General features: G+C 52.3%; 6 protein-coding genes and 1 pseudogene. 2 read left to right on the top strand and 5 right to left on the bottom strand.

Going from position 1 to position 5,654, the window contains the following annotated elements; genetic code table 11:
• The first annotated feature begins 271 nt into the window (after positions 1 to 271).
• Positions 272 to 460, top strand: a complete 189-nt coding sequence (locus tag QNK41_RS04415; RefSeq protein WP_319254159.1) for a hypothetical protein — start codon at positions 272 to 274, stop codon at positions 458 to 460.
• 432 nt (positions 461 to 892) lie between these two features.
• Here the strand turns inward: QNK41_RS04415 and QNK41_RS04410 are convergent, their stop codons facing one another.
• From QNK41_RS04410 to QNK41_RS04400, 3 genes are all read right to left on the bottom strand, one after another.
• Complete coding sequence (locus QNK41_RS04410) at positions 893 to 1,681, bottom strand: dienelactone hydrolase family protein (RefSeq protein WP_319254157.1); 789 nt, start codon at positions 1,679 to 1,681, stop codon at positions 893 to 895.
• A 298-nt stretch (positions 1,682 to 1,979) separates the two neighbouring features.
• On the bottom strand, positions 1,980 to 3,431 hold the full coding sequence (locus tag QNK41_RS04405) for an OmpA family protein (protein WP_319254155.1): 1,452 nt from the start codon (positions 3,429 to 3,431) through the stop codon (positions 1,980 to 1,982).
• Between the two features lie 229 nt (positions 3,432 to 3,660).
• Positions 3,661 to 3,906 (bottom strand): hypothetical protein, encoded by a 246-nt coding sequence (locus QNK41_RS04400; RefSeq protein ID WP_319254153.1) that lies wholly within the window; start codon positions 3,904 to 3,906, stop codon positions 3,661 to 3,663.
• Positions 3,907 to 4,005: 99 nt separating this feature from the next.
• Between QNK41_RS04400 and QNK41_RS04395 the strand changes: the two are divergent.
• Positions 4,006 to 4,785, top strand: a pseudogene (locus QNK41_RS04395) (lytic transglycosylase domain-containing protein).
• Positions 4,786 to 4,816: 31 nt separating this feature from the next.
• On the opposite strand, the gene QNK41_RS04390 reads toward QNK41_RS04395, so the two are convergent.
• Both QNK41_RS04390 and QNK41_RS04385 read right to left on the bottom strand, forming a co-directional pair.
• The gene (locus tag QNK41_RS04390; RefSeq protein ID WP_319254151.1) at positions 4,817 to 5,290 is read right to left on the bottom strand and encodes a nuclear transport factor 2 family protein; all 474 of its coding nucleotides are present in this window, start codon (positions 5,288 to 5,290) and stop codon (positions 4,817 to 4,819) included.
• Positions 5,291 to 5,311: 21 nt separating this feature from the next.
• Positions 5,312 to 5,654 (bottom strand): rhodanese-like domain-containing protein (locus QNK41_RS04385; protein WP_319254149.1); only part of this gene is annotated, 343 nt, incomplete at its 5' end.

Here is a 5,654-nt window from a genome sequence, read left to right as displayed (position 1 = left end):
CCGTAGTCCTTTACTGCAATCCCTTGGCAACGCGGGATCTGGAATCCTCCCGCTTTCCCGAAAGGGTAAAAACATGAGAAAATCACTGTTTTTACAGGAATTCACATCCTGTGGACTCCTGCACATCCAGAAAAATTAAATGTTTTCTATATATTTACAGAATGTTACAATAATTTTCACATGTTTTTATGCAACGATGGGGGCTACAATCGAAGCGATGATTAATCCGTCTGCGCTTTGGATTCATATAGAATAGAGAAAGGAAAAAGTTATGAGCACTGAAAATTCGGAAACTTTATACGTGAAGGTCAAGGATATGGCGGGCAACGATTTTGTGTGTCCCCTGGACGAACTAAAAGACCCGAAAAGTATCAGTGATGCGGAATTGGAAAATTGCGTTGAGGACGCGGTGGTCGGTCGGTATGCAGGCCAGATGAAAATTGTCGATCCGGCACATTGAAACCCCGTTAACCCGATTGCCGATATAGAAAAGCGCCGTAAGCTGTTGCCCACGGTGCTTTTTTTATGGACTCCGTTTTAAACTAAAATTTTTCGGGGTTGCACAAGTTCTTCTCGCTTACCGCGCTTCGTCCACAGTTCATGCAAAAGTACGCGGCGGGCTGGATCAGTTTTTTAAACGCATAGGTATAGCCTTAGTCCAGAAGGGCGCAGAGGGTTTTTTTAGTTTTATAATTCACTGCGTATTCGGGACGATTGAGCGTGAATGGCCTGATGATATTGAGGGCTTTATCCGCTTTTTGATTCATCGTGAATTCCTTTCCGCCAATATCAGCACATGTTGATGAAAAGTTGGTATATGAGCAACTTTCAACGGTACAGGGCAACAACGTATTGCTGTTTTATCCGGCTACCTCAATCGGCAGCCAAATGGCTACATGCCCGAAAGGACTTCATTGAAAAAGTAGGTCATGTGCTGCCAGGAGCGCTTGTCCGCCGATGGATTGTAGGCCAGGGCAGCCATGCCCCGCTTGTCTGCATCCGGGTTGGTGAAGCTGTGGCGGGTGCCGCCGTAGACGATCAACTGCCAGTCGATGGATGAGGCGTTCATGGCATTGACATAGGTGGTCAATGTCTCGGGTGCGTTCATGGGATCTTCTGCGCCGTGGCAGATCAGGATTTTTGCCAGGGTCCGTCCGGCCTGTTCGGCGGAGGGTGGAATCAGGGAGCCGTGAAAACTGACCACTCCTTTGAGATCCGCACCCCCGTATGCCAGCACCTGGACCGTGGCGCCCCCAAAGCAATACCCGATGGCCGCCAATCGGGCGGTATCCACCTGCGGTTGTTTTTTTAAAACTTCAAGTCCCGCCATGGCCCGTTTCAGCCATTGGTCCATGTTCGCGTTTATCTCTTTCATCCAGGCGGCTGCCTGGTCCGGATGCTCGGTGGATTTGCCTTTGCCGTACATGTCCAAGGCAAAGGCCACGTATCCCATCCGGGCCAGCTCCTCGGCGCGGGAACGGACGTAGTCGTTGAGCCCCCACCATTCGTGGACCACTAGAATCCCGGGTGCCTTGCCGGAAACGGCATCATCGTAAGCCAGATAACCTTCCAGGGTTGCACCGTCGTGCATGTAGGACAGTGGTTGGGAAACCACCTTGGCCAAGGCGGTTCCGGTCGACAAAATAAGGATGAGTATAATTAATAAAAGCGTTCTATTCATAAAAACTCCTTTCAGCCGGTCAAAAAGCGATGAACAGGCTTTAGAGTGGCTTAATCAGTATGCGTCATCGATGGTAGGCGAATGACGGGAATGCGTTTCACCGTTATTTTCAGAAGAGGATCTGCTTTTAAAGTAGGTAGGATTAGGGAAATATCAAGGTGGCAGGTGTTTTAGCTGAAGGCAACCATGCGAGTGTGTCCAGCTGAGCCGCGACAAAAAAACCGACCGGGAACCGTGCGGTTCCTGGTCGGTGTATGGCTTTTCATTAAATTGCCGGCGGGTTGGCACCGCCCCACTGTTATGGTGTCTGGGAAGGTGTGATCAACACATCGATACGCCGGTTCATGGCACGGCCTTCCGGTGTGGTTTCCGGTGCAAGCGGCCGACTCGGCCCGTAACCGGTTGCCCGGATACGATTCGCCGGCAGCGTCTTGTTGGCCACCAGGTAGGTTTTGACCGCCTCGGCCCGGTTTTGGGACAATTCCTGGTTCATCTGGGCGGAACCGGTGCTGTCGGTATGGCCTTCGATGGTCACGGTCGGCTGACCAAATGTCACAATCGCCTGCTGGACTTTGCTGAGCAGGGTATAATTATCCGGGGTCAGGGTCGCCTGCCCCACCGGGAACTGAATGCCCCGCATTCGGATGACCAACTGGCCGCCCTGTTTATAGACTTCCGCCTCGTCAGGTCGGAAAAACCGCTGCACTTTATTGAATTTTTCATTGAACTCACGCTCGGCAGCCAGTTTTCGTTTGGCTGTTTCCTGTTCACGCGAATAGCCCTGTAAACCGGTGAACTGCTTTTCCAGGTCGGCAATCCGTGCCTGATAGGCTTGATTGTCTGTTTCAAGAGACTGATTTTTTTGTGTCAGGGAATCGACCGAACCGATCATCCCGTTGAGTTGGCCGTCGATGCCCTGATCTCGCAAATCGCCGGTGTCCATGGTTTTTTCCAGGCGAACGAGCAGGCCTTCCACATAAAGGGCGGACGCTTCCGGTGTCATCTCCTTAAACTTGTTGGAGCTCTCGTCGATGCTCATCATCCGTCGGGCCATGAATTCCGCATGGGCAGCCTTCTGGCTGATCGTGTCTGCCTCGTAAGGGTTTTGGCCGATATAGGCGTCGGCCTCGTTCAAGGCCTGGAGGGCATCGTTATAGGCTGCCGGGGCGATTTTCTGGACCCTTGCTTTATTGGCGTCGGCCATCATCTTACGCGCATTGCCGATGGCACTGTTTTTGATGGCCATGATTTCCACATCCCGGAAAGCGGCCTGCACCTCAACGGCATTTTTCTGCGCATAGCTCAAGTTGTCGTTCTCGATGGCCTTGGTCAGTTTCAGATATCGTTTTTCCACATCCATGTATGGTTCGCCCAGTCGGTCGGCCCCCACCTTGAGGGCTTTATCCCTGGCTTTGTTCGTTTCACCGAGAATCGTCCGCGAGACCTGGGCGATCTCTTCGGCCTTCTTCAAACTGGCGCTTCCTTGGGCAACATATTCCTGGATGTCAGTCAGCTTAGTGCCTTTATCTAAGCCTTGTTTGGCCTTCATGAATGCGGATTGGGCGTCGTTGAACAAGCCCGGTGCAAGAACGTCCACCTGATTGGATCGTGCACTAGTCAATGCTGCTTCTAACTGCTCGACCAGCGCGCCTGGATTGCCCGTTGGCATGCTACCGGGTTGCGGCGTGGCGCAGGCGCCTGCAAACGCAAGCACGAAAACCAGTAAAAGAAATCTAAGCGGTTTGTTCATCTTGTGCTCCTCTCAGTAAATGGTTGATACGATTGCTTGTAATGTTATGAAACAGCGATCTTCTAAATAGGATCGGTGGCTATCGGACAGCAGGAAGGACCATCCAGTCATTTTGAGCGCCCTTGCCAGTAAATGTGAAGCGTTCAGCCACTTGGTTCATTATTTTAGAAGACACAGTGCGAGCGGGATGTTAATCACGGAATTTGACATGGCAAGAGCGAATTTTTATCTATATAAGAATACAATAAAAACAAAACAGGAGCAATAATTTTTGCGCTGTTATCCCAGAGGATAGTGGCGCCGCACGCGCGATGCGTTCATCAATAAATTGTTTGTTTTTCAGGTCCATGGAAACGGAACGGCAAGTCGAGTATAAAGTGACCAATGATCCCTGATCGAAAGGAATCGATGTCATATTTTTGCCTGTGGTCGGGTCAAAATTGACGGTTGGCATGGCGCCATCTGCATAAACCATCCCCAATCCTATCGTTTTGTATACCGATTTGATCTTCCCGGAGTTGGTATAAAAATTGTATTTGCTCTTGTCTGGAGAATCTATACGAGCGGGGCAGCCATGATACAGAAAACCAGTATGACAATCGATGCCTATCTACGGAATGCGGGACTCAAGTCAGTCGGCACGACGGACCATAAGCCATCCATTCCCTTGAAAACCGACCTCAACCCGTCTTTTTCAGAGGATCTCGAGTCAGCGACATCTTCGATTCCCCCTGAGTCAACGGGAAAAAAAACAGGGCTGACGATTGCGGACTATCTGAATCAGGCCTCCACCGGACCATCGAGGGGCTTTTTCAGAAACTCAACCATCCGGGGCACTTCCCTTCACCCCGGTCGCCTGAATCGGTTCAACCATGCGTTCGTACCGTCATATCATGAACCCACCACCGCCGCCTCCGTGCCCCAGGGCCATACAGGGGTAACCGATGAAGAAGGTGCCGTCGCTCCCCTGGATGGCCAGTCGCTGATCGCCGACAGCATCAAAAGCGCTGCCAGGCGCTACAACCTGCCGGAGAAACTCATCGCCAGCGTGATTCAGGCCGAATCCAACTTCCAGGTGGATGCTGTATCCCCTGCGGGCGCCCAGGGGCTGATGCAGCTCATGCCGGCAACGGCTGAGTAACTGGGTGTTGACGATCCGTTTGATGTTCGGCAGAACATCGACGGCGGCGCCGGCTATCTCCGGCAAATGCTGGACCGTTTCGGTGGAGATGTAAGACTGGCCCTGGCCGCCTACAATGCAGGCCCGGGAACCGTGGAGAGGTATAACGGAAACGTTCCCTACCGGGAGACGCAAGATTACATCGAACGGGTTCTCAAGCGGGTATCGGCCTGAACGGGTTCTTAAGAACGATCGAAGGACAAAGCTACAGGTCTAATTCTGACAGGCCGGGATGGTCCTCGGGGCGCGGTCCCTGCGGCCAATGAAACTTTCGATCTGCTTCTTCGATCGGCAAGTCGTTTATGCTTGCAATGCGACGGCGCATGAGGCCGTTTTCGTCAAATTCCCAATTTTCATTTCCATAGGCGCGAAACCAGTTGCCTGAGTCATCATGCCACTCGTAGGCGAAACGTACGGCAATGCGCGCATCATGAAAGGCCCATACCTCTTTTATCAGACGGTAGTCCAGTTCCTTGGCCCATTTACGCTGCAGGAACTGAACGATCGCATGGCGGCCGACTAAAAATTCGGATCGATTTCGCCAGATACTGTCGACAGTATAGGCGAGTGACACTTTTTCCGGGTCGCGGGTATTCCACGCATTCTCGGCTGCACGAACTTTTTTTACGGCGGCTTCATGGTTGAATGGCGGCAGTGGTGGTCTTTTATTCTCAGCCATTGTCTCTTTTCCTCAAATGTCCTACAGATCCAGACCACACTTGTTCAGCGTCACCATCCCGCCCTGCACACTGACCGGATCGGTCAAGCCCATGTCCTTCAGGTTGAGCTGGGCTTCGTAGGAGCGCACACCGGTATTGCAGACCAGGATCAGCTCTCTGCCAGCCGGGATTTCCCCAATGCGCCGGCGCAGTTCATCCTGGGGAATGTTGACCCAGCGTTGCGGGTATTTTTTTGCATAGGCGTCGCCATCCTGTCGGGCGCGGCAGTCGAGGACCAACAGGTTGCCGTTTCCGGAGGACCATTTTTCGGCAAAGTCGTCGGCGTCGATGGGTTTGAATCGGCCGTCGAGCATGTTCTCAGCC

Source organism: Desulfosarcina sp., from assembly GCF_033791525.1.
Taxonomy (GTDB): Bacteria; Desulfobacterota; Desulfobacteria; order Desulfobacterales; family Desulfosarcinaceae; genus Desulfosarcina.
The sequence above is the reverse complement of the archived record's forward strand: the minus strand, read 5'-3'. Positions and strand labels throughout refer to the sequence as shown.

What these genes read in the sequence shown, in the direction of transcription:
- QNK41_RS04415 (WP_319254159.1), top strand. Translation starts at nt 272, where the DNA reads ATGAGCACTGAAAATTCGGAAACTTTATACGTGAAGGTCAAGGATATG.
- QNK41_RS04410 (WP_319254157.1), bottom strand. Translation starts at nt 1,681, where the DNA reads ATGAATAGAACGCTTTTATTAATTATACTCATCCTTATTTTGTCGACC.
- QNK41_RS04405 (WP_319254155.1), bottom strand. Translation starts at nt 3,431, where the DNA reads ATGAACAAACCGCTTAGATTTCTTTTACTGGTTTTCGTGCTTGCGTTT.
- QNK41_RS04400 (WP_319254153.1), bottom strand. Translation starts at nt 3,906, where the DNA reads ATGGTTTATGCAGATGGCGCCATGCCAACCGTCAATTTTGACCCGACC.
- QNK41_RS04390 (WP_319254151.1), bottom strand. Translation starts at nt 5,290, where the DNA reads ATGGCTGAGAATAAAAGACCACCACTGCCGCCATTCAACCATGAAGCC.